The sequence below is a fragment of the Rhizobium sp. NZLR10 genome, from assembly GCF_019685125.1.
Lineage (GTDB): Bacteria > Pseudomonadota > Alphaproteobacteria > Rhizobiales > Rhizobiaceae > Rhizobium.
The window spans coordinates 269,179-292,705 of sequence record NZ_JABDWE010000005.1; the positions used below are offsets into that span (position 1 = coordinate 269,179).

General features: G+C 60.2%; 33 protein-coding genes. 26 read left to right on the forward strand and 7 right to left on the reverse strand.

Annotated features, from left to right (window positions below; all coding sequences use genetic code 11):
- Window position 1 precedes the first annotated feature (1 nt).
- From rplV to HJB82_RS10690, 22 genes are all read left to right on the forward strand, one after another.
- On the forward strand, window positions 2–391 hold the full coding sequence (gene rplV / locus HJB82_RS10585) for a 50S ribosomal protein L22 (RefSeq protein ID WP_007626081.1): 390 nt from the start codon (window positions 2–4) through the stop codon (window positions 389–391).
- Complete coding sequence (gene rpsC / locus HJB82_RS10590) at window positions 391–1,122, forward strand: 30S ribosomal protein S3 (protein ID WP_003547554.1); 732 nt, start codon at window positions 391–393, stop codon at window positions 1,120–1,122. Before rplV ends, rpsC begins: the two co-directional genes overlap by 1 nt.
- 36 nt (window positions 1,123–1,158) lie before the next feature.
- Window positions 1,159–1,572, forward strand: a complete 414-nt coding sequence (gene rplP, locus HJB82_RS10595; RefSeq protein ID WP_003547555.1) for a 50S ribosomal protein L16 — start codon at window positions 1,159–1,161, stop codon at window positions 1,570–1,572.
- Between the two features lie 12 nt (window positions 1,573–1,584).
- Window positions 1,585–1,785: a 50S ribosomal protein L29 gene (gene rpmC, locus HJB82_RS10600; protein ID WP_003547556.1), complete on the forward strand. Its 201-nt coding sequence runs from the start codon at window positions 1,585–1,587 to the stop codon at window positions 1,783–1,785.
- Window positions 1,786–1,797: 12 nt separating this feature from the next.
- Window positions 1,798–2,037: a 30S ribosomal protein S17 gene (rpsQ, locus tag HJB82_RS10605; RefSeq protein WP_003573791.1), complete on the forward strand. Its 240-nt coding sequence runs from the start codon at window positions 1,798–1,800 to the stop codon at window positions 2,035–2,037.
- A 257-nt stretch (window positions 2,038–2,294) separates the two neighbouring features.
- Entirely contained in the window at window positions 2,295–2,663 is a 369-nt protein-coding gene (gene rplN / locus HJB82_RS10610) for a 50S ribosomal protein L14 (RefSeq protein WP_003573790.1), read from the forward strand.
- An 11-nt stretch (window positions 2,664–2,674) separates the two neighbouring features.
- Window positions 2,675–2,983, forward strand: coding sequence for a 50S ribosomal protein L24 (gene rplX, locus HJB82_RS10615; protein WP_003547559.1), 309 nt, complete (start codon window positions 2,675–2,677; stop codon window positions 2,981–2,983).
- Window positions 2,976–3,533 carry a 50S ribosomal protein L5 gene (rplE, locus tag HJB82_RS10620; RefSeq protein WP_003547560.1) on the forward strand — a complete coding sequence of 186 codons (558 nt, stop codon included), beginning with the start codon at window positions 2,976–2,978 and terminating at the stop codon, window positions 3,531–3,533. Before rplX ends, rplE begins: the two co-directional genes overlap by 8 nt.
- A gap of 32 nt (window positions 3,534–3,565) precedes the next feature.
- Window positions 3,566–3,871: a 30S ribosomal protein S14 gene (rpsN, locus tag HJB82_RS10625; protein WP_007626078.1), complete on the forward strand. Its 306-nt coding sequence runs from the start codon at window positions 3,566–3,568 to the stop codon at window positions 3,869–3,871.
- Window positions 3,872–3,883: 12 nt separating this feature from the next.
- Window positions 3,884–4,282, forward strand: coding sequence for a 30S ribosomal protein S8 (gene rpsH / locus HJB82_RS10630; RefSeq protein ID WP_007626077.1), 399 nt, complete (start codon window positions 3,884–3,886; stop codon window positions 4,280–4,282).
- Window positions 4,283–4,324: 42 nt separating this feature from the next.
- A complete protein-coding gene (gene rplF / locus HJB82_RS10635; protein ID WP_007626076.1) occupies window positions 4,325–4,858 on the forward strand; it encodes a 50S ribosomal protein L6 in 534 nt (177 codons plus the stop codon).
- Between the two features lie 12 nt (window positions 4,859–4,870).
- The gene (gene rplR, locus HJB82_RS10640; RefSeq protein WP_007626075.1) at window positions 4,871–5,233 is read left to right on the forward strand and encodes a 50S ribosomal protein L18; all 363 of its coding nucleotides are present in this window, start codon (window positions 4,871–4,873) and stop codon (window positions 5,231–5,233) included.
- Window positions 5,234–5,364: 131 nt separating this feature from the next.
- The gene (rpsE, locus tag HJB82_RS10645) at window positions 5,365–5,934 is read left to right on the forward strand and encodes a 30S ribosomal protein S5 (protein WP_007626073.1); all 570 of its coding nucleotides are present in this window, start codon (window positions 5,365–5,367) and stop codon (window positions 5,932–5,934) included.
- A gap of 14 nt (window positions 5,935–5,948) precedes the next feature.
- Window positions 5,949–6,158, forward strand: coding sequence for a 50S ribosomal protein L30 (gene rpmD, locus HJB82_RS10650; RefSeq protein WP_003547566.1), 210 nt, complete (start codon window positions 5,949–5,951; stop codon window positions 6,156–6,158).
- Between the two features lie 16 nt (window positions 6,159–6,174).
- Complete coding sequence (rplO, locus tag HJB82_RS10655; protein WP_007626070.1) at window positions 6,175–6,651, forward strand: 50S ribosomal protein L15; 477 nt, start codon at window positions 6,175–6,177, stop codon at window positions 6,649–6,651.
- 233 nt (window positions 6,652–6,884) lie between these two features.
- The gene (secY, locus tag HJB82_RS10660; RefSeq protein ID WP_207583846.1) at window positions 6,885–8,225 is read left to right on the forward strand and encodes a preprotein translocase subunit SecY; all 1,341 of its coding nucleotides are present in this window, start codon (window positions 6,885–6,887) and stop codon (window positions 8,223–8,225) included.
- A complete protein-coding gene (locus HJB82_RS10665) occupies window positions 8,222–8,872 on the forward strand; it encodes an adenylate kinase (protein WP_207583847.1) in 651 nt (216 codons plus the stop codon). Before secY ends, HJB82_RS10665 begins: the two co-directional genes overlap by 4 nt.
- A 221-nt stretch (window positions 8,873–9,093) precedes the next feature.
- Window positions 9,094–9,462, forward strand: a complete 369-nt coding sequence (rpsM, locus tag HJB82_RS10670) for a 30S ribosomal protein S13 (protein ID WP_007626066.1) — start codon at window positions 9,094–9,096, stop codon at window positions 9,460–9,462.
- 133 nt (window positions 9,463–9,595) lie between these two features.
- The gene (gene rpsK / locus HJB82_RS10675; RefSeq protein ID WP_007626065.1) at window positions 9,596–9,985 is read left to right on the forward strand and encodes a 30S ribosomal protein S11; all 390 of its coding nucleotides are present in this window, start codon (window positions 9,596–9,598) and stop codon (window positions 9,983–9,985) included.
- A 97-nt stretch (window positions 9,986–10,082) separates the two neighbouring features.
- Window positions 10,083–11,093, forward strand: a complete 1,011-nt coding sequence (locus HJB82_RS10680) for a DNA-directed RNA polymerase subunit alpha (protein ID WP_003547579.1) — start codon at window positions 10,083–10,085, stop codon at window positions 11,091–11,093.
- A 177-nt stretch (window positions 11,094–11,270) separates the two neighbouring features.
- Complete coding sequence (gene rplQ / locus HJB82_RS10685; RefSeq protein ID WP_007626063.1) at window positions 11,271–11,693, forward strand: 50S ribosomal protein L17; 423 nt, start codon at window positions 11,271–11,273, stop codon at window positions 11,691–11,693.
- A 178-nt stretch (window positions 11,694–11,871) separates the two neighbouring features.
- Window positions 11,872–12,294, forward strand: a complete 423-nt coding sequence (locus HJB82_RS10690; RefSeq protein WP_207583848.1) for a DUF2809 domain-containing protein — start codon at window positions 11,872–11,874, stop codon at window positions 12,292–12,294.
- Window positions 12,295–12,304: 10 nt separating this feature from the next.
- Here HJB82_RS10690 and msrQ read toward each other — a convergent pair whose 3' ends face one another.
- Both msrQ and msrP read right to left on the reverse strand, forming a co-directional pair.
- The gene (gene msrQ / locus HJB82_RS10695) at window positions 12,305–12,961 is read right to left on the reverse strand and encodes a protein-methionine-sulfoxide reductase heme-binding subunit MsrQ (protein WP_207583849.1); all 657 of its coding nucleotides are present in this window, start codon (window positions 12,959–12,961) and stop codon (window positions 12,305–12,307) included.
- Window positions 12,961–13,908 (reverse strand): protein-methionine-sulfoxide reductase catalytic subunit MsrP, encoded by a 948-nt coding sequence (msrP, locus tag HJB82_RS10700; protein WP_207583850.1) that lies wholly within the window; start codon window positions 13,906–13,908, stop codon window positions 12,961–12,963. The genes msrQ and msrP overlap by 1 nt, the downstream gene beginning before the upstream one ends.
- Before the next feature lie 438 nt (window positions 13,909–14,346).
- Between msrP and ilvD the strand changes: the two genes are divergently transcribed.
- Window positions 14,347–16,185 (forward strand): dihydroxy-acid dehydratase, encoded by a 1,839-nt coding sequence (ilvD, locus tag HJB82_RS10705; RefSeq protein ID WP_207583851.1) that lies wholly within the window; start codon window positions 14,347–14,349, stop codon window positions 16,183–16,185.
- A gap of 57 nt (window positions 16,186–16,242) precedes the next feature.
- On the opposite strand, the gene HJB82_RS10710 is transcribed toward ilvD, so the two are convergent.
- On the reverse strand, window positions 16,243–16,596 hold the full coding sequence (locus HJB82_RS10710) for a lysozyme inhibitor LprI family protein (RefSeq protein WP_207583852.1): 354 nt from the start codon (window positions 16,594–16,596) through the stop codon (window positions 16,243–16,245).
- A gap of 23 nt (window positions 16,597–16,619) precedes the next feature.
- Window positions 16,620–17,000 (reverse strand): YkvA family protein, encoded by a 381-nt coding sequence (locus HJB82_RS10715; RefSeq protein WP_221131561.1) that lies wholly within the window; start codon window positions 16,998–17,000, stop codon window positions 16,620–16,622.
- A 260-nt stretch (window positions 17,001–17,260) separates the two neighbouring features.
- Here HJB82_RS10715 and HJB82_RS10720 point away from each other — a divergent pair, with 260 nt between their 5' ends.
- Both HJB82_RS10720 and HJB82_RS10725 read left to right on the forward strand, forming a co-directional pair.
- Window positions 17,261–18,664: a DegQ family serine endoprotease gene (locus tag HJB82_RS10720; RefSeq protein ID WP_221131562.1), complete on the forward strand. Its 1,404-nt coding sequence runs from the start codon at window positions 17,261–17,263 to the stop codon at window positions 18,662–18,664.
- Window positions 18,661–19,977 carry a replication-associated recombination protein A gene (locus tag HJB82_RS10725; RefSeq protein ID WP_221116275.1) on the forward strand — a complete coding sequence of 439 codons (1,317 nt, stop codon included), beginning with the start codon at window positions 18,661–18,663 and terminating at the stop codon, window positions 19,975–19,977. The genes HJB82_RS10720 and HJB82_RS10725 overlap by 4 nt, the downstream gene beginning before the upstream one ends.
- 33 nt (window positions 19,978–20,010) lie before the next feature.
- Here HJB82_RS10725 and HJB82_RS10730 read toward each other — a convergent pair whose 3' ends face one another.
- Complete coding sequence (locus HJB82_RS10730) at window positions 20,011–20,685, reverse strand: VIT1/CCC1 transporter family protein (RefSeq protein WP_207583856.1); 675 nt, start codon at window positions 20,683–20,685, stop codon at window positions 20,011–20,013.
- Window positions 20,686–20,929: 244 nt separating this feature from the next.
- Window positions 20,930–21,241: a DUF1883 domain-containing protein gene (locus tag HJB82_RS10735; protein ID WP_207583857.1), complete on the reverse strand. Its 312-nt coding sequence runs from the start codon at window positions 21,239–21,241 to the stop codon at window positions 20,930–20,932.
- 117 nt (window positions 21,242–21,358) lie between these two features.
- Between HJB82_RS10735 and HJB82_RS10740 the strand changes: the two genes are divergently transcribed.
- A complete protein-coding gene (locus tag HJB82_RS10740; protein ID WP_207583858.1) occupies window positions 21,359–22,351 on the forward strand; it encodes an alpha/beta fold hydrolase in 993 nt (330 codons plus the stop codon).
- 41 nt (window positions 22,352–22,392) lie between these two features.
- Here the strand turns inward: HJB82_RS10740 and HJB82_RS10745 are convergent, their stop codons facing one another.
- Window positions 22,393–23,397 (reverse strand): ketopantoate reductase family protein, encoded by a 1,005-nt coding sequence (locus HJB82_RS10745; protein WP_207583859.1) that lies wholly within the window; start codon window positions 23,395–23,397, stop codon window positions 22,393–22,395.
- Window positions 23,398–23,527 lie beyond the last annotated feature (130 nt).

The following is a 23,527-nucleotide window of genomic DNA, read 5'->3' on the forward strand; positions in this document are numbered from 1 at the left end:
AATGGGCAAGGCAAAAGCCGAACGCCGGCTGAAGGACAACGAGGCGCAAGCAGTCGCCCGCACGCTCCGCGTCAGCCCCCAGAAGCTCAACCTGGTTGCTGCGGCTATCCGCGGCAAGAAGGTCGAGCGCGCACTCGCTGAGCTGGAGTTCTCCCGCAAGCGCATCGCAGGTGCCGTCAAGAAGACGCTCGAATCTGCGATCGCCAATGCCGAGAACAACCACGATCTCGACGTCGACTCGCTTGTCGTCGCCGAGGCCTATGTCGGCAAGTCGATCGTCATGAAGCGTTTCCACGCTCGTGGCCGCGGTCGCGCGTCGCGCATCGAAAAGCCTTTCGCGCACCTGACGATCGTCGTTCGTGAAGTGCAGGCAGTAGAGGAGGCCGCATAATGGGTCAGAAAATCAATCCAATCGGTTTCCGTCTTGGCATCAACCGTACCTGGGATAGCCGCTGGTTTGCGGACAATGCCGAGTACGGCCAGTTGCTGCACGAAGACCTGAAGATGCGCAAGTTCGTCATGAGCGAACTGAAGCAGGCCGGGATTTCCAAGGTGGTCATCGAGCGTCCACACAAGAAGTGCCGCGTCACGATCCACTCGGCACGTCCGGGCCTGATCATCGGCCGCAAGGGCGCAGACATCGACAAGCTCCGCAAGAAGCTGTCGGAGATGACGAATTCGGAAACGCACCTCAACATCGTCGAAGTGCGCAAGCCCGAAGTCGATGCGACGCTGGTCGCTCAGTCGATCGCCCAGCAGCTCGAGCGCCGCGTGGCTTTCCGTCGCGCCATGAAGCGCGCCGTTCAGTCCGCGATGCGTCTTGGGGCCGAAGGCATCAAGATCACCTGCGCCGGTCGTCTCGGCGGCGCTGAAATCGCCCGTACGGAATGGTACCGCGAAGGTCGTGTGCCGCTGCACACGCTACGCGCCGACATCGACTACGGCACGGCTGAAGCAGAAACCGCATTCGGCATCTGCGGCATCAAGGTCTGGATCTTCAAGGGCGAAATCCTTGAGCACGATCCGATGGCTTCCGAGCGCCGTGCGATGGAAGGTGACGCCCAGGGTCCGGCAAGCCGTGATCGTGACCGCGACAGAGACCGTCGCCGCGACAACGCTTGATAGCGCGCGTGGCAGAGAAGTTCGGAGAATAAGAAAATGTTGCAGCCAAAGCGTACCAAGTACCGCAAGCAGTTCAAGGGCCGCATCAAGGGCGTCGCTAAGGGCGGTTCTGACCTGGCATTCGGCGAATTCGGCCTGAAGGCTCAGGAACCCAACCGCGTCAACGCGCGCGAGATCGAGGCGGCCCGCCGCGCGATCACGCGTTATATGAAGCGCGCCGGCCGTGTATGGATCCGCGTGTTCCCGGACGTTCCGGTGACCAAAAAGCCGACCGAAGTCCGCATGGGTAAGGGTAAGGGCTCCGTTGAATACTGGGCATGCAAGGTCAAGCCCGGCCGTATGATGTTCGAGATCGACGGTGTCAGCGAAGAAATCGCCCGTGAGGCTCTTCGCCTCGGCTCCGCCAAGCTCTCGGTCAAGACGCGCTTCGTTCAGCGCATTGCAGAGTAAGGGATTGAGCTCATGAAAGCCTCAGATGTTCGCGGGTTTACCGCCGACCAACTCAAGGACGAGCTTGCCAAGCTGAAGAAGGAGCAGTTCAACCTGCGCTTCCAGAAGGCGACCGGCCAGCTCGAAAAGTCCTCGCGCATCAACGAAGTCCGCAAGGACATCGCCCGCGTGAAAACCATTGCCCGCCAGAAGGCGGCAGAAGTTAAGGCCTAAAGGAAGAAAAATATGCCGAAGCGCATCCTGCAGGGCGTCGTCGTTGGCGACAAGAACGAGAAGACGGTAGTGGTTCGCGTCGAGCGTCGTTTCGCTCACCCGCTGCTCCAGAAGACCGTTCGTCGTTCCAAGAAGTACAAGGCCCACGACGAGAACAATCAGTACAAGATTGGCGATACCGTATCCATCGAGGAATGCGCGCCGATCTCCAAGGACAAGCGTTGGACGGTGATTTCCGCCCAGGGCCAGTAACAGAATTTTGTGCGAGGCCTTGCGTCTCGCCGAAATATCTGTATGAAGCAGCGTCAGAACGCTCGAAAGCCGGGCGTTCTTTTGCTTTGAGCGCACGGAAGGTCCTTCGGGAAACCACCCTGGCACGATCGATCCCGCGCTATTCAGCTATTGCCGCGTCTGTGCTGCCGTCAAGGCATCTCGGCCGGCGAAAATTTTCATAAGCCGGAGTAGGGGGCTAGCCCAACCATTCCGGTAAACCAAGAAGGCGACCTGATATGATTCAGATGCAAACAAACCTCGACGTCGCGGATAATTCCGGCGCACGTCGTGTCATGTGCATCAAGGTGCTGGGCGGCTCGAAGCGCAAGTATGCCTCGATCGGCGACGTCATCGTCGTTTCGATCAAGGAAGCGATCCCGCGCGGCCGTGTGAAGAAGGGTGACGTGATGAAGGCGGTTGTCGTTCGTACCGCCAAGGACATCCGTCGTCCGGATGGCTCCGTCATCCGCTTCGACACCAACGCAGCAGTCCTCATCGACAACAAAAAAGAGCCGATCGGCACCCGTATCTTCGGACCGGTTCCGCGCGAACTTCGCGCCAAGAACCACATGAAGATCATCTCGCTGGCTCCCGAAGTACTGTAAGGAGCGAAGCGATGCAGAAGATTCGTAAGGGCGACAAGGTCGTCATGCTCGCTGGCAAGGACAAGGGCCGCACCGGCGAAGTTGTCCAGGTCATGCCGAAGGAAGATCGTGCCGTTGTTCGTGGCGTCAACGTCGTCAAGCGCCATCAGCGCCAGACGCAGACCCAGGAAGCCGGCATCATCAACAAGGAAGCCCCGGTCCACCTGTCTAACGTTGCAATCATCGACAAGGACGGCAAGCCGACCCGCGTCGGTTTCAAGGTTGTTGACGGCAAGAAGGTCCGTGTGGCCAAGCGTTCTGGAGAAGTGATCGATGGCTGAGGCAAAATACGAGCCACGGCTCAAGAAGGAATATGTCGAGCGCATCCGCAAGGCGTTGCAGGAGCAGTTCTCCTACGCCAACGAGATGATGATCCCGAAGCTCGACAAGATCGTGATCAACATGGGTGTTGGCGAAGCGACCGCCGACTCGAAGAAGCCGACGGTAGCTGCCGCCGACCTCGCAGCGATCGCCGGCCAGAAGCCGGTCATCACCCGCGCACGCAACTCTATCGCTGGCTTCAAGGTCCGCGAACAGATGCCGATCGGCGCCAAGGTCACCCTGCGCGGCGCCCGCATGTACGAGTTCATGGACCGTCTCGTGAACATCGCGCTCCCGCGCGTTCGCGACTTCCGCGGCCTGAACCCGAAAAGCTTTGACGGCCGTGGCAACTTCGCCATGGGCATCAAGGAGCACATTGTGTTCCCTGAGATCAACTACGACAAGGTTGATCAGATGTGGGGCATGGACATCATCGTTTGCACGACGGCGACGACCGACGACGAAGCACGGGCTCTTCTGAAAGAGTTCAGCTTCCCGTTCCGTCAATAACCGTAACGACGAGCGTAGAAAAGGAACCTGACATGGCGAAGACAAGCGCAGTTGAAAAGAACAAGCGCCGCCGTACTACGGTCGCCAACCAGTCCGCTAAGCGGGCTGCGTTGAAGGCGATCATCATGAACCAGGCTCTTCCGATCGAAGAGCGGTTCAAGGCCTCGATCAAGCTGGCATCCCTGCCGCGTGATGGATCGAAGACCCGTGTTCGCAACCGTTGCGAAGTTTCGGGGCGTCCGCGCGCATATTACCGCAAACTGCGCATGTCGCGTATTGCGCTGCGTGAACTGGGCAATTTCGGCAAGGTGCCGGGTATCGTCAAGTCGAGCTGGTAAGGAGCAGGTTACATGACAATGACTGATCCGTTGGGCGATATGCTCACCCGTATCCGTAACGGCGCTTCCCGCCGCAAGTCGTCGGTTTCGACGCCTGCGTCCAGGCTCCGTGCACGTGTTCTCGATGTCTTGCAGTCCGAAGGCTACATCCGTGGCTATTCCGTTGTCGATTTCGGCAATGGCAAGTCGGAACTCAGCATCGAGCTGAAATATTATGAAGGCGCGTCGGTGATCCGTGAGATCGGCCGTGTGTCCAAGCCGGGCCGCCGGGTTTATGTCTCGGTCAAGTCCATTCCGCAGGTCGCGAACGGCCTCGGCATCACCATCCTTTCGACTCCGAAGGGTGTGATGGCCGATCACCAGGCTCGCGAACAGAACGTTGGCGGCGAGGTTCTTTGCTCGGTCTTCTAAGATCGGGCAGGGATCTCCATAGCGAACAGACAGGATTGAAACATGTCTCGTATCGGTAAGAAGCCCGTTCAGGTACCTGCTGGGATCACGGCTACGGTCGATGGCCAGAAGGTCACTGCAAAGGGCCCGAAGGGCGAGCTGTTTTTCGTTGCTAATGACGAAATCAGCCTCAAGCTCGAAAACAACGCGGTCGTCGTGACGCCGGTGAACCAGAGCAAGGATGCACGTTCAAAGTGGGGCATGTCCCGCACGATGATCGAAGGCATCTTCAAGGGTGTCACGGACGGCTTTGAGCGCAAGCTCGAAATCAACGGCGTCGGTTACCGCGCCTCCCTGCAGGGCAAGAACCTGCAGCTGGCTCTCGGTTTCAGCCATGACGTGATCTATGAGCCGCCGGTCGGCATCACGATCGTCGTTCCGAAGCCGACTGAAATTGTTGTCTCTGGCATCAATAAGCAGCAGGTCGGTCAGGTCGCCGCTGAAATCCGCGAATATCGCGGTCCTGAGCCCTACAAGGGCAAGGGCGTCAAGTACGCTGACGAGCGGATCGTCCGCAAAGAAGGCAAGAAGAAGTAAGGATCACGCGAAATGGCTAGCAGGAAAGAAGCACTTGCACGTCGTGCCAACCGCGTGCGCCGTCATATCAAGTCGGTGGCCAATGGCCGTCCGCGCCTGTCGGTTCATCGCTCCTCGAAGAACATCTACGCCCAGGTCATCGATGATGTGGCCGGCAAGACGCTTGCGTCTGCCTCCACCCTCGAAAAGGATCTGCGCGGTTCTCTGAAGACCGGTGCCGATACCGCCGCCGCTGCCGTTGTCGGCAAGCTCGTTGCCGAGCGCGCCTCCAAGGCCGGTGTTACGGAAGTCGTGTTCGACCGTGGCGCCTTCATCTTCCACGGCCGCATCAAGGCTCTCGCCGATGCAGCCCGCGAAGGCGGTCTCACCTTCTGATCAGTTTCCGGCCGGACGCTTATAGCGCCGGCCGGATTTTCGCCGGACCGCAAGCACTCTCCGATAGGGGAGGCTGACGCGGTCCACATTTATTTGCCGATTGCACCCGGAAAAGAAAAAGGAAGAGGACAATGGCACAGGAAAGAAGGCCGCAGCGGGAAGACCGCCAGAGCCGTGACGAGCGCGACAGCGAATTCGTCGACAAGCTGGTCGCGATCAACCGCGTTGCCAAGGTCGTCAAGGGCGGCCGTCGTTTTGGTTTTGCAGCACTCGTCGTCGTCGGCGACCAGAAGGGCCGCGTCGGCTTCGGCCATGGCAAGGCACGTGAAGTGCCGGAAGCCATCCGCAAGGCAACCGAAGCCGCCAAGCGCGAACTGATCTTCGTACCGCTGCGTGACGGCCGTACGCTGCATCACGACGTTCATGGCCGCCACGGCGCCGGCAAGGTTCTGCTGCGCTCGGCCAAGGTCGGTACCGGCATCATCGCCGGCGGTCCGATGCGCGCCGTATTCGAAACGCTCGGCATGCATGACGTCGTCGCCAAGTCGACCGGTTCGTCGAACCCCTACAACATGGTTCGCGCCACCTTCGACGCTCTGAAGCACCAGGTTCACCCGAAGGACATCGCAGCTCAGCGCGGCATCAAGTATGCAACGCTGCAGGCTCGTCGTAGCGCCTCCGGCAACGCCTCTGAAGAATAAGAGGAGTTTGACAGATGGCCAAGGCTACTAAGAAGGCTGAAGCGAAGACTGTCACGATCGAACAGATCGGCAGCCCGATTCGCCGTCCGGATGTCCAGCAGCGCACGCTGATCGGTCTCGGACTGAACAAGATGCACCGTCGCCGCACGCTGGAGGATACTCCTTCCGTTCGTGGCATGATCCGTGCTGTCCAGCATCTCGTTCGCGTCGTCGACGAGAAGTGAGACGGAGGAAACGCTCATGAAACTCAATGAAATTAAAGACAACGAAGGCTCGACCCACAGCCGCAAGCGCCTCGGCCGCGGTATCGGTTCGGGTTCCGGCAAGACGGCTGGTCGCGGCGTGAAGGGTCAGAAGTCCCGTTCGGGCGTCGCCATCAACGGCTTCGAAGGCGGCCAGATGCCGATCTATCGTCGCCTGCCGAAGCGCGGCTTCAACAACATTTTCGCTTCCGATTTTGTTGTTGTGTCGCTCGGCCGGATCCAGGCGGCGATCGACGCCGGCAAGCTGGATGCCAAGGCGACCGTTGACGCAGCTGCCCTCAAGGCGGCCGGCGTCATCCGCCGCCCTAAGGACGGCGTTCGCGTTCTCGCCGACGGCGAGCTGAAGGCCAAAATCACCATCGTCGTTGCAGGCGCCTCCAAGCCTGCCGTCGAGAAGATCGAAAAGGCCGGCGGCACCGTGACGCAGCTTTCGGCTCCGGCTGCAGCCGAATAATAATCTGATGATATCTCGCCCGGGGTGCTTCACACCGGGCGATTTTGCTCCCATATGTGGGCCTCACAAAAACTTGGCTGGCGCGCCCGCGTCATGCCGGTAAGACTAAAACAAGGGTGAGGCATGGGGTTGCGCTGCAATCCGTTCTGAACCCGGTTTTGAATAATTTTCATACTGATTCCGGGGCCGGCCTATCCCCTAGAGACGCCGGAATTGGTAGCGCGGAGAATCGCATGGCTTCTGCAGCGGAACAATTGGCATCCAACCTCAATTTTTCGACCTTTGCCAAAGCCGAGGATTTGAAGAAGCGCTTGTGGTTCACACTGGCAGCTCTCCTCGTCTACAGGCTCGGCACCCATATTCCGCTTCCGGGTCTCAATCCCGAAGCCTATGCCCAGGCTTTCCGCGGTCAGTCAGGCGGCATTCTCGGCCTCTTCAACATGTTTTCGGGCGGCGCTGTTCAGCGCATGGCGATCTTCGCGCTCGGCATCATGCCCTATATCTCTGCTTCGATCATCGTGCAGCTCATGACATCGGTCGTGCCGGCGCTGGAAAACCTCAAGAAGGAGGGCGAGCAGGGCCGTAAGATCATCAACCAGTATACCCGTTATGGCACGGTCATCCTCGGTGCGCTCCAGGCCTACGGCATCGCCGCCGGCCTTGAGAGCGGCCAGGGCCTCGTTGTCGATCCGGGCTGGTTCTTCCGTGTTTCCACCGTTCTGACGCTGCTCGGCGGCACGATGTTCCTGATGTGGCTCGGCGAGCAGATCACCTCGCGTGGCATCGGCAACGGCATCTCGCTGATCATCTTCGCCGGCATCGCCGCCGGTCTTCCGACGGCTCTTGCCAGCACGCTCGAACTTGGCCGCACCGGCGCATTGTCGACCTTCCTCATCCTGCTGGTCATCATCGTCGCGATCGGCGTCATCGGCGTCATCGTCTTCGTCGAGCGTGCCCAGCGCCGGCTCTTGATTCAGTATCCGAAGCGCCAGGTCGGCAACCGGATGTTCCAGGGCGATACCTCGCACCTGCCGCTGAAGCTCAACACGTCGGGCGTCATTCCGGCGATCTTCGCCTCGTCGCTGCTGCTGCTGCCGGCAACGGTTGCGGGCTTTGCCAGCACGTCGGGGATGCCTGGCTGGGCGACATCGATCGTCGCGGCCCTCGGCCATGGCCGACCGCTTTACATGGTGCTCTATGCGGCGCTGATCGCCTTCTTCGCCTTCTTCTATACGGCCATCGTCTTCAATCCGAAGGACACGGCCGACAATCTGAAGAAGCATGGCGGCTTCATTCCCGGCATCCGCCCGGGCGAGCGTACGGCCGAATATATCGACTATGTGCTGACCCGAATCACGATGATCGGCGCAATCTATCTCGTCTTCGTCTGCATCCTTCCGGAGATCTTGGTGTCGCAAACCGGCATCCCGTTATCCCTTGGTGGGACTTCGCTTTTGATCGTGGTTAGCGTAACTCTTGATACGGTTGCACAGATCCAGGGTCACCTGATCGCGCAGCAATACGAAGGCCTGATCAAGAAATCGAAGTTGCGTGGAGGAAAGAGGGGGCGATGAGACTTATCCTTTTGGGGCCGCCGGGCGCGGGTAAGGGAACCCAGGCCCAGCGGATCGTGGAAAAGCACGGCATTCCGCAGCTTTCCACGGGGGACATGCTGCGTGCAGCGGTTAACGCCGGCACGGATGTCGGCAAGCGCGCCAAGGCAGTCATGGACGCCGGCAAACTTGTCTCGGATGAGATCGTTATCGCCATCGTCTCCGAGCGTATCGATCAACCCGATTGCGCCAACGGCTTCATTCTCGACGGTTTCCCCAGGACGCTCGTCCAGGCAGACGCCACGGAAGCGATGCTGAAGGCAAAGGGTCTCGGCCTGTCCGTCGTTATCGAATTCCGTGTCGACGATGACGAGCTGGTCCGTCGCGTCGCCGGTCGCTACTCCTGCGCACAGTGCGGCAGCGTCTATCACGATACCGATAAGGTTCCGGCTGCCGAAGGCGTGTGCGACAAGTGCGGTTCCACGCACTTCAAGCGCCGTCCTGATGACAACCCGGAGACCATGACGGCTCGGCTGCAGGTCTACTACAAGGAAACCTCGCCGCTGATCGGCTATTACCATGCCAAAGGCAAACTCAAGACCGTGGACGGCATGGCAGAGATCGATCAGGTGACGGCCGAGGTCGAAAACATTCTTTCGAAGCTTTAAGGCTTTGAAAATAAACTTGGCGGAACGGTTGCTTTTCAGCAGTGATTCCGCTAAACACCGCGCCAACTCGCGACATTCCATGCGATCGGCGCGGATTTCCCAGGGAAGTCCGGGTGCGGTCGTTTTGACATGTTGCGGACGTAAATCTGAACGAGCGGTTCTAAAGACCGCATAACGAAGCCCACTTGCCGGATGGCAACTGGAATGCAAGGAGAACAGGCGTGGCACGTATCGCTGGCGTCAACATCCCGACTGCGAAGCGCGTTGTTATTGCGCTGACCTACATTCACGGGATCGGTACGAAATTCGCACAGGAAATCGTCGAGAAGGTCGGTATCCCGGCTGAACGTCGTGTGCATCAGCTGACGGACGCCGAAGTCCTTCAGATCCGCGAAGCCATCGACCGCGACTATCAGGTCGAAGGCGATCTTCGTCGCGAAACCTCGATGAACATCAAGCGCCTGATGGACCTCGGCTGCTACCGCGGCCTGCGTCATCGCCGCGGCCTTCCGGTCCGCGGTCAGCGCACGCACACCAATGCCCGTACCCGCAAGGGCCCGGCAAAGGCAATCGCTGGTAAGAAGAAGTAATTTCCGGGAAACCGGAGTAGGGAGGCTGGCGGTCTGCGCCGGCCTCTTTTGAGTTTGGAGCGGGACCGTATAGGCGCCGTTCCGGTGTAGCCGCTGGCATTACGGCGGCGAAGAGATCAACGAAAGGAATACCATGGCTAAGGAAGCCGTCCGCGTTCGCCGTCGTGAACGCAAGAATATCTCGTCGGGTGTCGCTCACGTCAACTCGACCTTCAACAACACGATGATCACCATCACCGATGCCCAGGGCAACGCGATTGCTTGGTCTTCGGCTGGCGCCAAGGGCTTCAAGGGCTCGCGCAAGTCGACCCCGTTCGCTGCCCAGATGGCTGCCGAAGACTGCGCCAAGAAGGCTCAGGAGCACGGCATGAAGTCGCTGGAAGTCGAAGTTTGTGGTCCGGGTTCGGGTCGCGAATCGGCTCTGCGCGCGCTCCAGGCTGCTGGTTTCATGATCACGTCCATCCGCGACGTGACCCCGATCCCGCACAATGGCTGCCGTCCGCGCAAGAAGCGCCGCGTCTGATCATCGCTCTCGTCACTGGTGAGCGCCTTGGCGCTCCCGGTGGTTTTCAAGCTCGGTTGCCACGATTGGATGGTGGCAACGAACGGAAGGCAAACTCATGATTCAGAAGAACTGGCAGGAACTGATCAAGCCGAACAAGGTGGAGTTCTCCTCGAGCTCGCGCACTAGGGCGACGCTTGTTGCCGAACCGCTGGAGCGCGGCTTCGGCCTCACCCTCGGCAATGCGCTTCGCCGCGTTCTGCTCTCCTCGCTGCGCGGCGCTGCCGTCACGGCGGTGCAGATCGATGGCGTGCTGCATGAATTCTCTTCGATTCCGGGCGTCCGCGAAGACGTGACGGACATCGTGCTCAACATCAAGGAAATCGCCATCAAGATGGATGGCGACGACGCAAAGCGCATGGTCGTGCGCAAGCAGGGTCCGGGTGTTGTCACGGCTGGCGACATTCAGACGGTCGGCGATATCGAAATCCTCAACCCCGAGCATGTCATCTGCACGCTCGACGAGGGTGCCGAAATCCGCATGGAGTTCACCGTCAACAACGGCAAGGGCTACGTTCCGGCCGAACGCAATCGTGCGGAAGATGCTCCGATCGGTCTCATCCCGGTCGACAGCCTCTATTCGCCGGTCAAGAAGGTGTCCTACAAGGTTGAAAATACCCGCGAAGGACAGGTTCTCGACTACGACAAGCTGAACATGACCATCGAAACCGATGGCTCGATCACCGGCGAAGACGCCGTCGCTTTTGCGGCGCGCATCCTCCAGGATCAGCTTGGCGTCTTTGTCAACTTCGACGAGCCGCAGAAGGAAACCGAAGAGGAAGCAGTCACCGAACTCGCTTTCAACCCGGCTCTCCTCAAGAAGGTGGACGAACTCGAATTGTCGGTCCGTTCGGCAAACTGCCTGAAGAACGACAACATCGTCTATATCGGCGACCTCATTCAGAAGACCGAAGCAGAAATGCTCCGCACGCCGAATTTTGGTCGCAAGTCGCTGAACGAAATCAAGGAAGTTCTCGCTTCCATGGGCCTGCACCTCGGCATGGAAGTGCCGGCATGGCCGCCCGAGAACATCGAAGATCTCGCCAAGCGTTACGAAGACCAATACTGAGCGGCGTGAGGAAAAGTGTGAAGCGGTTTTCCGCCCGCACGCCGATCGCAAGAACATAACAGAAGGCAGGCTCTTTCGGCTGCCTTTCCCCGTCAAACAGCAGGCCGATCGCCTGCATGTGCCAGGAAACGGCAGGCCCACTTAGCGTAAGGGCACCTGCATTAAAGGAGAATAGCAATGCGCCATGGTAAAGCCGGCCGCAAGCTGAATAGAACTGCAAGCCACCGCAAGGCGATGTTCGCCAACATGGCCGCTTCGCTGATTACCCACGAGCAGATCGTCACGACCCTGCCGAAGGCCAAGGAAATCCGCCCGATCGTCGAGAAGCTCGTCACGCTCGGCAAGCGCGGCGACCTGCACGCTCGCCGTCAGGCGATTTCGCAGATCCGCGATGCCGCCGTCGTTTCGAAGCTGTTCGATACGATTGCAACGCGTTACGCCACCCGCAACGGCGGCTACCTGCGCATCATGAAGGCCGGCTTCCGCCAGGGCGACAATGCCGCCATGGCCGTGATCGAATTCGTTGATCGCGACACCTTCGCCAAGGGCGCAGCCGACAAGGCCCGCGTCGCTGCCGAAGAGCAGGCCGTCGCCGCTTAAATCTTCCGCTCCGGCGGAAACAAAACAGCCGGGCTCGCAAAGCCCGGCTGTTTTTGTTTGTGCATCGGTCGCAGACGAAAGTGGGGCGCCGATCTGCGAAGACAAACCGCAGCTCGTCGATCATTCGCAATCTCCACCTCAACCGTCCAACGGGCTGACTGATATAGGATAGGTCTCATTGCGCGACATCGTTCAGACTCGCTCTCAAGTGCGGTTCCTCCGCCTCGCCGCCCTGCTTGTGGTGATAGCACTTGGGCTGGCGCTGAGACGGTTCGGCTATGCGGTCGATCTGCCCTTCGTCGTCGTCAAATATGGGGGCTCGGCGTTCTGGGGAGCGATGGTCTATCTGCTCGTAGCCCTCTTTGTCGCAAGGTCACGGCCGGCCATCCTTGCTGTCATAGCGCTGGTCATAGCGATCTCAGTGGAGTTGTTCCGGCTCTATCACACGCCCTGGCTCGACGCGTTTCGGCTGACGACCGCAGGGGCACTGCTGCTCGGCCGGATATTTTCGCTCTGGAACATGCTGGCCTATGCAATCGGGATCGCCGCGGCCTGCGCCTTCGATCCCGCCCGGCGGGTTGCGATGAGGTCCGGCCTTTAAGTTTGCCGTCTCACGAAGCCGACGCCATCGCGCGATTGCGCGTTCGCCCCTGGCCTTTCTTCCGGCTGCGCGCGATCGGGCGATAGGAGCGGTAGAGGATGAGGGCGATGATCAGCCCGACATAGATATATTGCTGGAGATCGAGGATCTTGGTCGAGAGCGCGAAGTGCAGCGCTCCGCAGGCGGCGATGATAATGACCAGGCGGTGCAGCCAGATCCAATTCTTGCCGAGGCGGCGGATCGAGAAATTATTGGATGTCACCGCCAGCGGAATGAGCATCGCAAGGCCGGCCATGCCGAACATGATGAAGGGACGCTTCAGCACGTCGTTGATGACGGCATGGATATCCATCGCCTGGTCGAGCACCATGTAGACGGTGAAATGCATCAGCGCATAGTAGAAGGTCAGCAGGCCCAGCGCGCGGCGATAACGCAGATAGTTCCAGCCGAAGAGCTCGCGGGCAGGGGAGACGGCAAGCGTTGCGATCAGGAAACGGATCGTCCAGATGCCGAGGAAAAGCTCGAAGGTCTTGACCGGATCGGCGCCGAGCTGATCGGTCGCTCCGAGATAGAAGGTCCAGGCCGCCGGCAAAAGCCCGATGGCGTAAAGCAGCCAGACGGAGGCGGGCTGCCAGCGCTTGGGAATGGCAAGCGATAGTTCCGCCATCAGAAATTCGCTTTCAGATCCATGCCGGCATAAAGGCTCGCCACGTCGTCGGCATAACCGTTGAAGGGCAGGGTGGGGTGGCGGCTCGCGCCGAAGAAGCCGCTTTCGCCGATGCGCCGCTCGCTCGCCTGGCTCCAGCGCGGGTGGTCGACTGCGGGGTTGACGTTGGCGTAGAAGCCGTATTCCTGCGCATTGGTGACCTGCCAGGTGTTCTTCGGCTGCTGGTCGCTAAGCGTGATCCTGACGATCGACTTGATGCCCTTGAAGCCATATTTCCATGGCACGACGAGACGGACCGGCGCACCATTCTGGTTCGGCAGCGTTTCGCCATAAAGCCCGACGGCCAGCAACGTCAGCGGATGACGCGCCTCGTCGAGGCGCAGACCCTCGACATAGGGCCAGTCGAGCGACTGGAAGAAGCCCTTTTGTCCCGGCATCTCGTCTGGCCGCACCACGGTTTCGAAGGCGACGTATTTGGCGCTGCCGAGCGGCTCTACCTTGTCGAGCAGCGATGCCAACGGAAAGCCGTCCCAGGGAATGACCATCGACCACGCCTCGACGCAGCGCATGCGATAGGTGCGCTCCTCGATCGGAAATTCCTTGATCAGCGCCTCGAGGTCGAAAGTGCCTGGTTTGTTGACCATGCCGTCGACCTTGATTGTCCAAGGCAGCGGCTTGAAATCGCCGGAATTCGCGGCTGGATCGGCCTTGTCGAGGCCGAACTCATAGAAATTATTGTAGGTCGTGACGTCCTTGATCGGCGTCGGCTTCTCGTCGACCTTGTACTTGCTTTCGACCGCGGAGAGCGCCGCAGCACTCGCCTTGCCGGTGCTGTAGAGCCCAAAGGCCCCAAGTGCTGCCGCGCCCAGAAATTCACGACGGCGCAGGTATATCTGGCGTGGTGTGATCTCGGACGACGCGATCTTCGGTGGGCGATAGCTTGGCATGTCGAAAACCTCCTGGGCGGATCTTCGGAATATAGTCCCTAAGCGAACCGCCGGCATAACAGGATTAAAGCACGTCGCGCAAAAGTGTGCAGCGGTTTTGCGATAACGACATGCGTATAAACAAAGGCCTAAAGTGCGGGGAGCGAATCTGAAAGATCGCGATGCGCTTTAGTGTCTAAGCCTTGAATATTGCTGACGGGAAGCCAATTTTTTGTGTTCGGTCGTGATGGAATAGGTTGTAACCCAATGTCGCGCCAGACCGTATATGATCGATCGTACAAGGCGCTTCTCCGGGCAGCGTACCGGATTTGGCCTTGCCGGTAGTGACAGCCCCCGCCGATTGGATTAGGACAATTCCAAAAAGCAGCGTTGCCCGGCTGCAGGCTCAATGCCGTCCCGCTTCGCCTGATGATCTCCGCCACGTCGAGGAAGACACCGATGCCAGCCTACCGTTCCAGAACCACGACCCACGGCCGCAACATGGCAGGCGCGCGCGGCCTTTGGCGCGCCACGGGCATGAAGGATTCGGATTTCGGCAAGCCGATCATCGCGGTGGTGAATTCCTTCACCCAGTTCGTGCCCGGTCACGTGCACCTGAAAGACCTCGGCCAGCTCGTTGCCCGCGAAATCGAGGCGGCCGGCGGTGTCGCCAAGGAATTCAACACGATCGCCGTCGACGACGGCATCGCCATGGGCCATGACGGCATGCTCTATTCGCTGCCCTCGCGCGAGCTCATCGCCGACAGCGTCGAATACATGGTCAATGCCCATTGCGCCGACGCCATGGTCTGCATCTCCAACTGCGACAAGATCACTCCCGGCATGCTGATGGCGTCGCTGCGCCTCAACATCCCGACGGTCTTCGTCTCCGGCGGCCCGATGGAAGCGGGCAAGGTCGTGCTGCACGGCAAGACGCACGCGCTCGACCTCGTCGATGCCATGGTCGCCGCAGCCGATGACAAGATCAGCGACGAGGACGTCCAGACCATCGAACGCTCGGCCTGTCCGACCTGCGGCTCCTGCTCCGGCATGTTCACCGCCAATTCGATGAACTGCCTGACGGAAGCGCTCGGCCTGTCGCTGCCCGGCAACGGCTCGACGCTCGCAACCCACGCCGACCGCAAGCGCCTCTTCGTCGAGGCCGGCCATCTGATCGTCGATCTCGCCCGCCGCTATTACGAGCAGGACGACATCAAGGCGCTGCCGCGCACCATCGCTTCCAAGCAGGCTTTTGAGAATGCCATGACGCTCGATATCGCCATGGGCGGCTCGACCAACACGGTGCTGCACATCCTTGCTGCCGCCCACGAAGGCGAGATTGATTTCACCATGGCCGATATCGACGCGCTGTCGCGCCGGGTGCCGTGCCTGTCGAAGGTCGCACCCGCCAAGAGCGATGTTCATATGGAAGATGTGCACCGCGCCGGCGGCATCATGTCGATCCTCGGCGAACTCGACAAGGGCGGTCTGCTCAATCGCGATTGCCCGACCGTGCATGCCGAGACGCTGGGTGATGCGATCGACCGCTGGGATATCACCCGCACCAACAGCGAAACCGTGCGCAACTTCTATCGCGCCGCACCCGGCGGCATCCCGACCCAGGTCGCCTTCAGCCAGGAAGCCCGCTGGGACGAACTCGACACCGATCGCGAGAACGGCGTCATCCGCTCGGTCGAACATCCTTTCTCCAAGGATGGTGGTCTTGCCGTACTCAAGGGCAACCTTGCGATTGACGGCTGCATCGTCAAGACGGCAGGCGTCGATGAATCGATCCTGAAATTCTCCGGCCCGGCCCGCGTCTTCGAAAGCCAGGACGCTTCCGTCAAGGCAATCCTCGCCAACGAGGTCAAAGCGGGTGATGTCGTCGTCATCCGCTACGAAGGCCCGAAGGGCGGCCCCGGAATGCAGGAAATGCTCTATCCGACGAGCTATCTGAAGTCGAAGGGCCTCGGCAAGGCCTGTGCGCTCATCACCGACGGCCGCTTCTCCGGCGGCACCTCCGGACTGTCGATCGGCCACGCCTCGCCGGAAGCGGCAAATGGCGGCACGATCGGCTTGGTGCGTGAGGGCGACATGATCGACATCGACATCCCGAACCGGACGATCAGCCTGCGCGTCAGCGAGACCGAACTTGCCGTCCGCCGTGCCGATCAGGACGCCAAGGGCTGGCATCCGGTCGAAGTGCGCAAGCGCAACGTCACGACGGCGCTGAAGGCCTATGCCGCCTTCGCGACAAGTGCCGATCGCGGCGCCGTGCGGGATCTGAACGCCCGCTAACTGGTCGAAGCTATTCCCCGCTGATTGAGAGTCAGCTACTCCACCGACCGGTCGCTTTTAAAGCGGCCGGTTGATGTTTTTATAGGTCTCGCCGAGTTGCTTCAGCCGCTCGTCATAGGCAGCCTTGATACAGACGGCATCCGCCGCGCATTCCTGTCGTTTTTTCAGCCAGGCTGTCTGCTCGTCCTGCAATGTTCCGCGTGAGCCCATCGCCAGCAGACCGGAAAGCAGCTCGAAGGTCGTCACCATCTTCACGTCGGCATCGTTGAGCGCGCGGTTGTCGCAGATCGCCTTTTCGTCCGGCTTCAATTCTTTCGCATCGCAGTCGAAGCTCGCCGCCTGGGCCATATCCGATGCAAAGATCGAAATCGCAAAGCCAAAGACTATCGTCATCGCTCTTGCCGTCATCATTCCAATATCCCTGTTGTCGCCGGTCAAACCAGTTTGCGCAATGTCAGAGCCAGGAAGATGATGCAGGCGAGCCAGACGGCAAGGATGAAGATCAATCCGAGACGACTGGAGGGGCGCTCGAGGCGCTTTGTCGCCTGCTCTCGAAGCGCAGTCATCACGTCAGCCGGAACGAGCCGGGTCGCCAACATGATGCCGAGCGGCACGATCAGCAGATCGTCGAGATAACCGAGCACGGGAATGAAATCTGGGATGAGATCGATGGGCGACAGGGCGTATGCGGCAACGGCGCCGGCCACCGCTTTGGCATGCCAAGGCACGCGAGGGTCTCGGGCGGCAAGCCACAGAGCTACGATGTCACGCTTCAGTGACTTCGCCCAGTTTTTGGCTCTTGATATCAGTTGCATGGCCGAAATTCCTGAATCAAGTTCGCAATGACTTCAATCGGTTTCCAAGACGTCCCATGGCCTTATTCTTCCATGCTTCCGCCCTCTTTCCTTTCTAGCGTCGGGCCACAGAACAAGATTCAGATTTTAGGCCGGTTCGGTCTAAAATCTGAATCTTGTTCGCAATTAGGTAGTTAGAGCATGAGGTCGTCCGAAAACCGCTCACACTTTTCGGCATCATGCTCTAAAACGTTCCACACGAGGATTCAAAAGGGATACCCATGCAAGGCCTGTTCAAGCGCGTCTCCGTCTCGCTGTTCGCTCTCATGCTCGTTCTGCCAGCTGCGGCCAATGCGCAGACGGCAAAGACCGTGCCCGAAAGCCAGATGCAGATGCAGCTCTCCTTCGCGCCGCTCGTCAAACAAACGTCGGGCGCCGTCGTCAATGTCTATGCGGAAAAGACCGTCCGGCGGCAGTCGCCCTTTGCCGGCGATCCCTTCTTCGAGCAGTTTTTCGGCCAGCAGATGCCGAACCGTTCCGAGAAGCAGTCATCGCTCGGCTCCGGCGTCATCGTCGAGGCGAACGGCACCGTCGTGACCAACAATCACGTCGTCGAAGGCGCCGACGACATCAAGGTTGCGCTGCCGGACGGCCGCGAATTCCCCTGCACGGTGGTGCTGCGCGACGACCGTGTCGATCTTGCCGTGCTGAAGATCGACACCAAGGAAAGTTTCCCGACATTGCCGATCGGCAATTCCGATGCCGTTGAGGTCGGCGATCTCGTGCTGGCAATCGGCAACCCCTTCGGCGTCGGCCAGACGGTGACCAGCGGCATCGTCTCCGCACTTGCGCGCAACCAGGTCGTCAGGAACGAGTTCGGCTTCTTCATCCAGACCGATGCTTCGATCAATCCCGGCAATTCCGGCGGCGCCTTGATGAATATGAAAGGCGAACTGATCGGCATCAACACGGCGATCTTCTCGCGCGGCGGCGGCTCGAACGGCATCGGCTTTGCCATTCCCGCCAATCTCGTCAAGGTCTTCCTCACCTCGGCAGATGCCGGCGTCAAATCTTTCGAGCGGCCCTATGTCGGCGCGAGTTTCGATGCCGTGACCTCGGAAGTCGCCGAGGCGCTGGGGCTAAACAAAGCGCGCGGCGCGCTCGTCGTCAAGGTTTCGGAAGGCGGGCCGGCCGCCAAGGCCGGGCTGAAGGCCGGCCAAATCGTCACCGCTGTCGACGGTATTTCCGTCGAACATCCTGATGCGCTGCTTTACCGGCTGACGACGGCCGGTCTTGGCAAGTCGGTCAAACTGACCGTCGTCGAGAACGGCCGCGAGCAGCAGCTGCCGCTGACGCTCGACCGCGCTCCGGAAACCTCGCCGCGCGACCAGCGCACCATTGGCGGGCGCACCCCGTTTAGCGGCGCTGTCGTCGAGAACCTGTCGCCGCGGGTCGCCGACGAACTGCGCATGCCGTCGGAATCGGCAGGAGTCGTCGTATCCGAGGTGAAGGAGGATTCGCCTGCCGCCCGTCTCGGTTTCGAGCCGAAGGATATCATCGTCTCGATCAACGGCACGGACGTGAAGTCGACCAGCGAACTGTCCGAAATCGCCGATAGCGACCCCGGCCTCTGGCGGGTGGAGATCGAGCGCGACGGTCAGCGCATCCGGCAGTTCTTCCGATGAGCAATGATCTCTTCGCGCCGCGTGTTCCGGAGGAGGTGGCCGCCAGGCGGCCGCTTGCCGACCGGCTGCGGCCGAAGACGCTTGCCGATGTCACCGGTCAGGAGCATCTGACCGGTGAAGACGGCGTGCTGAAAAGAATGATCGAAAGCGGTTCGCTCGGCTCGATGATCTTCTGGGGCCCGCCCGGCACCGGCAAGACGACGGTGGCGCGGCTGCTTTCGGGCGAGGCGGGTTTGGCTTTCGAGCAGATATCGGCGATCTTTTCCGGCGTCGCCGATCTGAAGAAGGTGTTCGAGACCGCTCGCCTGCGGCGTATGGATGGCCGTCAGACGCTGCTCTTCGTCGACGAGATCCACCGCTTCAACCGCGCCCAGCAGGACAGTTTTCTGCCGGTCATGGAGGACGGCACCGTCATCCTCGTCGGCGCCACCACCGAAAACCCGTCCTTCGAACTCAACGCCGCATTGCTGTCGCGCGCGCGCGTGCTGACCTTCAAGTCGCATGACGAGGAGAGCCTGGAGGAGTTGCTGAAGCGCGCCGAGACGATCGAGCAGAAGCCGCTGCCGCTGACGGAGGAGGCTCGCGTCAGCCTGATCCGCATGGCAGACGGCGACGGTCGCGCGGTGCTGACGCTCGCCGAAGAGGTTTGGCGCGCCGCGCGCGAGGGTGAAAGCTTCGACACCGAAGGCCTGACGCGAATCGTCCAGCGCCGCGCCCCGGTCTACGACAAGGCGCAGGACGGCCATTACAATCTGATCTCGGCGCTGCATAAATCCGTGCGCGGCTCCGACCCGGATGCCGCGCTCTATTATCTCGCCCGCATGTTCGATGCCGGCGAGGATCCGCTCTATCTCGGCCGGCGGTTGGTACGCATGGCAGTGGAGGATATCGGTCTTGCCGATCCGCAGGCGCTGGTGATCTGCAACGCCGCCAAGGATGCTTATGAGTATCTCGGTTCCCCCGAGGGCGAACTGGCGCTGGCCCAGGCCTGCGTCTATCTCGCCACCGCGCCGAAATCGAATGCCGTCTACACCGCCTTCAAGGCGGCAAGCCAAGCCGCCAAGCAGAACGGCTCGCTGCTGCCGCCGAAGCATATCCTCAATGCGCCGACCAAGCTGATGAAGGGCGAAGGTTACGGCGACGGTTACCGCTACGACCACGACGAGCCGGACGCCTTTTCCGGCCAGGATTATTTCCCGGAGAAGATGGGCCGCCAGACCTTCTACGATCCGCCGGAGCGCGGTTTCGAGCGCGAAATCCGCAAGCGGCTGGAATGGTGGGACAAGCTTCGCAAGGAGCGCAAGCCGCGCTGACGCGTCTGGGCCTGTTCGGTTGGTGAACGGGGCTCAGCCGCCAAGCGCGATCGCTATTGCAACCAGAAGCAAGCCGAGACAAGTCATCGTCATCCCTGCATAAAAAGGCCTGCCTCCTGAAAACCTCGCCCACGCATAGCCCGTCACAAACAGCAGCATGATGAGAAACAGGTTGCTGGTTCTCAGCGCAAGGTGCGCACTGTCGATGAGAAGGAAAGGGATCACTGCGGGAATGGCCGTGGCCGAGACCAGAACGAAGACCGCGATTGCGGCAAACAGATCAGCTTTCGGTAGGGACACCTTCACAGGATCGGCCCGGCATGCGAGCGTCAGGAGCGATCGATAGAGTGCGTCCGCGTCGGCGCCCCTTGCCGAGAACGGTGCCTCTGCAATCGGGAATTCGTTCGCGAGCACCGTCAGCGCCGCAGATTCGCTTCTGGCGGTTTTGATTTGCCGAAAAAGGCGCAGCCGCCTGCTTTTGTAAAACGTCGTACCGAGGAAGAACAAGACGGCGTCAATAATCCCCCAAGCGACGTTGCAGCCGATCGTTGCGACGATCAGATCGTGGACATTTAAGCCTTCCTTTTCAAAAACCAGCCTCGAACCGACCGTCCACGTCAGCGCCATAATCAATCCGAAAAGTACTTCACCGAGCGCATCGCCAGGATCAATGATATTGGTGATACGACCGATCAGATTCGAAGTCATGGACCACTTCCTAGGTGATGAAGATCATGGTTTGATGTTTCCACCAGCGCTCTGGTCGTGGAAGCTAAGCTGGTTTGCATGGGTTCGCGCTCTGGGCGGCTACGGCTCGCAACGGGTGAATTGTGATCGACATGGCAGCTTGATTCATTGATCGTGATCAAAGATCAGCTCGATTGGATGGGTCTATAGAGCGCGTCTGCGCTTAGCACTACCGCGTCGGCGTAGAGACGCGGTGCTGTAAAGCTCAGGAAGCGCGCGGCGTCTTCTGATTGCCAGGCCCGGCGATCACCTTGACGGACGAATCCGCCAGCCCGTGATGGCCTTCCATATCGACGACGACATGCCAGTGGCCGCTTTCTGGAACGGCGATCTTGATCGGCGATTTACGCGCCACGCCGCCGATATATTTGAAATCGAGAACCTCAGTGAAGCGCTGGAAATTCGGCGCCGTCATCAAGCGGACATTGTTCACCGCATTCAACGACACCTCGACGATTGTTCCGGCGCGTTGTTCCTTGATATCGTAATGGGTGAAGCGGAAATTCGGTTTCGGCATCTGTCTCGTTCATCTGAAGTCTCTGCGAAGATTTTACCAGCATGCCGGTTAAGGAAAAGTTGGAAATCAGTCTTGAAGCCTCAATCGACAAATCTCTAAGCGCGGTGTCGGAAAAGCATGATCCCTGCCGTCCTTGCGGTATCGACGCAAACATGGAGCAAGGACATGACGAAGATGACGTTGATTTCGATGGTCGCAACGGCTGCCGCATTCCTGGCCGCCCCTGATATGTCGAGCGCCGGCGGTGAAGTACCCGTTGTCGAGGAGAAGGCAGTAGCGCCGATCGTCAAAAAGGGAAGTCTGCCGGTCAATGGCATCGATTATTACTATGAGATCCGCGGCGAGGGCGAACCGCTGCTGCTGCTTCACGGTGGTCTCGGGCAGATCGAAATGTTCGCGCCCGTCATGCCTGTTTTCGCCGACCACCGGCAGGTGATCGCCGTCGATCTGCAGGGACATGGCCGCACGCCGCTCGGCAAACGGCCGATCGACCTTGCGGCAATCGGTGCCGATCTCGCAATCCTGGTGAAGCAGCTCGGCTACGACAAGCTCGACGTCTTCGGCTATTCCTTCGGTGGCGGGGTGGCGCTGAACATGGCGGCCAACGCGCCCGACCAGGTGCGCCGTCTGGTGATCCTCTCGGCGCCCTATGCGCAGGACGGCTTTTTCCCGGAGATGCTGCCGCAGCAGGCGGCCGTCGGCGCCGGCATGGCCGAGATGATGAAGGACTCGCCGATGTTCCTCTCCTATAAGGCGGTGGCGCCCGACGTTTCCGAATTTCCGAAACTGCTCGACGCCATGGGCGCGCTGATGCGCGAACCCAAGGACTATAGCGATGCGGTCGCCAAGCTTACCATGCCGGTGATGCTGATCTACGGCGATGCCGACATGATCCGTCCCGAGCATATGATTGACTTCTACCACAAGCTCGGCGGCGGCCTGCGCGATGCCGGTTGGATGCGGGAGAACATGTCGAAGAACCGGCTGGCAATCCTGCCCGATCTCACCCACTACGAGACCTTCGCCTCGCCGCTCATGGCGAATGTGGCAATGACCTTCCTCGACGGCGGCGGCAAGGCGCCGAACTGGGCCGAGCAGGTCGGAAGATAAGCGAGGCGGCCGGATTTTTCCCGGCCGCATTTTTTTCGCCATCAGCTGCCGCGTCGGTTTTCCCGATCCAGCTGCGTCACCAGCGCCAGGATCGTCTCCGATACCGGCGTCGGTACTGCAGTCAGGCGTCCAAGCGCCACCAGCATGCCGACCAGCGGCGTGATTTCGAGCGCCTTGCCGCCGATCAGGTCCTGCAGCATCGATGTCCGAACGCCGCCAATATTGCGCGATTGTTCCAGCCGTTGCTCGACTGTCATGCTGAAATGCGCGCCGAGCGCATCGCCGACGGCAAGCACTTCCTTCATAACTTTGCCCACCATGTCCATGAGCGCCGGATCCGTCATGATGTCTGTCATCAGCGCCCGTGTCAGGGCGCTGATCGGGTTGAAGGCAGCGTTGCCCATCAACTTGCTCCAGATTTCGCTTCGGATATCGGGAGTGGTCGTAATGCCGAGATCGGCGCCGGTCAGCACCGCCGCTATGGCCTCCAGATCGACAGACATTTCGCCGGACGGCTCGCCGAGCACGAAGCGTCCTTTGTGGGAAAGCTGGATCTCACCCGGATTGACCACTTCGGCGCCTTGATAGGCGACGCAGCCAATCACGCGCTCGGGGCCAACCAGCCGCCAAAGCCTGCCGCTGGGATCGAGCTCATCGAATTGCAGCTCCGCATGCCCGCTCCTGGTATCGCGATGGAAATACCACCAGGGAATGCCGTTGAGGGTCATTATGACGCGGGTGCCCTGTTTCAGCAGGCCTGCGATACCCGCGGCGGCGGGCGCCAACTGATGGCCCTTGAGGCCGGTGATGACCAGATCTTGCGGCGGCAATGTCTTGGGATCGTCGGTTGCGGTCAGCCGCACGTTGAGCGGCGTTTCCGCATCGGCTTCGCGCAGGCTGAGGCCGTTGCTGCGGATGGCGTCGAGATGTGCCCCGCGTGCGACGACGGAAACAGTGATGTAGTCATCGGCCCGGCTTGCGAGCTTGGCGGCGATGGCGCCGCCAAGGGCACCGGCGCCATAAATGCAAATGGTCTTGATGGACATGGATTTGCCTCTTCACGGTGGTGTCTGCCTTAGATCTAGGCCATCCGCGGCGTGAGGCGAATGCCAATATGCCGCAAGGCGCTCTGTCCCGCCGTAACGACAGTGCCGCCGCACCCTTACATCCGGGATG